The sequence below is a fragment of the Bacillus sp. MYb56 genome, from assembly GCF_002976445.1.
Classification (GTDB): Bacteria; Bacillota; Bacilli; order Bacillales; family Bacillaceae_G; genus Bacillus_A; species Bacillus_A mycoides.
Genome location: NZ_PCOH01000102.1, coordinates 1 through 3,010 on the forward strand (window position 1 = coordinate 1; position 3,010 = coordinate 3,010).

Below are 3,010 nucleotides of genomic sequence, written 5' to 3' on the forward strand. Positions count from 1 at the left end.
TACCTTTACCGCTGTAGTGTTAGGCGGAGATGCAAAAGAGCATAACAAGGTTGTTACAAAAGATTTTAATGAAATCCGAAATATTATTAAAGATAATGCAGAATTAAGTTCTAAAAATCCAGCATACCCAATTTCATATACAAGCACTTTCTTAAAAGATAACGCAACTGCTGCTGTTCATAACAATACAGATTATATTGAGACTACAACTACAGAATATTCTAGTGCTAAAATGACGCTTGATCATACTGGTGGATATGTTGCTCAATTTGATGTATCTTGGGATGAATTCTCATATGATCAAAATGGCAAAGAAGTACTAACCCATAAAACTTGGGAAGGAAACGGCAGAGACAGAACTGCTCATTTCAATACAGTCATACCACTTCCATCGAATGCAAAAAATGTAAAAGTTGTAGCAAGAGAATGTACAGGTCTTGCATGGGAATGGTGGAGAACAATTATTAATGAACAAAATGTTCCATTAACAAATGAAATAAAAGTTTCAATTGGAGGAACAACATTATATCCAAGTGCTAATATTAATCATTAGGTAAAAGTGAAGCGCCCTGTTTACAGGGTGCTTTTTTACTTGCTCGCAAGTATATCGGCGCTTTTTCTAATATATCATACTCATCAAATTGGAGAGTCAATTTAAGTAGAGGGACCGTCACATAGCCATCTAGCTAAAATTTCATAGTACCAAAGAACAAAATTTTTTGCTAACTTATAACAAATAGCTCATTGTTTCATTTTGGGGTAATTCTGAATTCTTAAGTTGATGGATATAGATTGTTAACGTGAACTACTCGCCACTTAGCAAAGCTTGAAGTGGGAGCCTCTCAGTTCCACGACGAAAGTAACTTTTCGTCTCCCTGAGCGTTACTTCGGGGTGTTCCACCCCTAGATGTCCAACGCTTGGACGCTCTCTTGGTACGGTTGATATTTTACTCAGGAACCGAATGGCTTGGTTTTCGCACTCTATTTTCTTCCAGCAACCTCATATATCAAGTTATCAAAGAACTTCATATAGCTAGTTTATCAAAAGTTTTTGGCTATTCCAAACCGAAATTCATCTCCCACCTACCGCTGGGCTATTACCCTTCACAAGCTTGAGGAAGGAGAATTCTTTCGGTAAATTCGTTAAAACACCATAATTTCAATTATCTAAAGACAACGGTCTTTCATTAATATAATAAATGGAAGATTGTTCGATTACCTATATTTGTATATGCAAAATTACATAAAAATATATGTTTAAATAAGACGCGCTTTTATATATAACTAGAGGTAGAGAAAGAAAATTATTGTTTAGGTCTACTTAAAACTTTTAAGTTGATCGATGTGTGGCGGTATCCCTTTAAGAGAAAAATTAAGCAGTTAGCCTTTGCTAACCGCTCTTTTATTAGAGATACTTACCTGTTGACATTACGTTATTATGATGAATATTTGCATAAGAATCTTTATATTTAGAAAGGAATAAAAAAATGAAAAAATTCGCATCAACACTATGTATAGCTGGAGTGACTTTAACTATTTTAGGAGTATCTCCTCAAAGTAGCTATGCTCATCTCGATCAAATTGATTTAACTGAGAATGATCCTATTACTGCAGGATGGTCTGCAGAAGCTCCGTATCATTCTGATAAAAGTACACATTTATGGATTGCAAAACAAGCTATTGAAATTATGAAAACAGAATCTAATATTGAAGCAAATAAGCAGGCTGTGGACTTTTTAAATTATCCGCAATATAAAGATCTATTTTCTAAAGGATTATATGATGCAGATTATAATGCAGAGTTTAACGATGGTGGAACAGGAATAGGCGGCGTTTTTAAAGGCGGATGGAAATCTCATTTTTATGATCCTGATACTAAAGAAAATTATAGAGGAGAAACAAATCCAACGGCTCTAACACAAGGTAAGAAATACTTTTATGAATCTGGAGAACATTTACGAAATAAAGACTATGAAAAAGCTTTCTATTACTTAGGAGTAGCCACGCACTACTTTACAGATGCTACCCAACCTATGCATGCAGCAAATTTTACTGCAATTGATACGAGAGCTATAAAATATCATAGCTACTTTGAAAATTATGTTACAACCATTCAAAATCGATTTGCAGTCAATACTGGAGGGAATTATAACGACTCTCTATCCACACCTGAAGAATGGATTGATTATGCAGCCCGGGTAGCTAAACCTGAAATCCAAAATATTACTAATGATAATACATTTAAGTATTATAATAGTGGTAAGGCACAATTGTGGCAAGAAATGGTTACCCCAGCTGTGCAGCGAAGCTTAGGAGAAGCTCAGCGCAATACAGCAGGTTTCTTAAATCTTTGGTTTAAAACTTTTACTGAAAATGTGAAAGCTCCAAGTATAGAGACTGCATTAATCTATGATATAGAAGGAAACGTCATAGAAGCAGGGAAAAACTATTATATCGTACCAAGTGAATCTCCTTATCAAGGTCTAACATTTGAATGGTATGTAGCAAACCGTTACGATTATGTCTCACTTGCAAGTAAAGAAAACAATGCTTTATCTGGTACACCTATAGAATTTGAATTCTACAAAGAAAATGATGCAAAGCTACACCACGGGGAGAGTATATATCTTCGCATGAAGCACTCAAATTACGACCAATTTCAATATTTAAATTGGTCTAATTATTCTAGTTGGATTCACCTTGCTCAAAAATCGGATAGTTTAGCTGACTTTAAAATTAAAATTAACCTGGATAATCCTACAGAATATAATATTTTTACAGATGACTATCCATTAAATTATGAAAATATAAATGCAGAGAAAAATTGGATCGTACTAGGTGAAAAAAAACAAAAACCTAGCTCATGGAAGTTTATACCTGTTAGATAACCTAAAAAGAAAAACACTCTTCCTTAATCAGAACGAGTGTTTTTTTATCCGTAAACGTCGAGTAACTGGTTCTGTTGCAAAGTTTTTTGAGCTGAGCTAAACTGTAGGGAAATTGAGATGAG

At 34.3% G+C, this 3,010-nt stretch carries 2 protein-coding genes; both read left to right on the forward strand.

What is annotated here, in order from left to right; translation table 11 throughout:
• On the forward strand, positions 1–553 hold a 553-nt coding region (locus CQ058_RS31025), incomplete at its 5' end, for a thiol-activated cytolysin C-terminal domain-containing protein (RefSeq protein ID WP_181150792.1).
• A 934-nt stretch (positions 554–1,487) separates the two neighbouring features.
• On the forward strand, positions 1,488–2,888 hold the full coding sequence (locus CQ058_RS31035; RefSeq protein WP_078177541.1) for a zinc dependent phospholipase C family protein: 1,401 nt from the start codon (positions 1,488–1,490) through the stop codon (positions 2,886–2,888).
• Positions 2,889–3,010 lie beyond the last annotated feature (122 nt).